This window comes from Tamlana crocina (assembly GCF_012037625.1).
Genome location: NZ_JAAVJS010000746.1, coordinates 1 through 305, shown reverse-complemented (window position 1 = coordinate 305; position 305 = coordinate 1). Strand labels below are relative to the sequence as shown.

Sequence of the window (305 nt, the reverse complement as noted above, 5' to 3'; positions counted from 1 at the left end):
CATGAATTTATAAGTTAATGAGAATACCCCAAGAACGATCAATACGTCATGGATCACGGCAATTACAGCTCCAAGTGAAAATTGATACTTTCTAAATCTTAGAAGGATATACAGGAAGATCACCAATAATGATCCAAGTACAGCCCATATAGAAGCTTGCTTAATATCATCGGCAATTGAAGGACCAACCTTAAGAGATTGCATAATACCAATTCCTCTTTCTCCTTCGCCACCTACAGTGAAATCTTCGTAAGTTGTTCCTGCTGGAAGGTAAGCCTGTACAGCGTTATAAAGTTTCTGAATGA

At 38.0% G+C, this 305-nt stretch carries 1 pseudogene; it reads right to left on the bottom strand.

The features are described 5' to 3' along the window. Positions 1 to 305 (bottom strand): annotated as a pseudogene (locus HC176_RS18825) (protein translocase subunit SecDF); the annotation flags it as partial.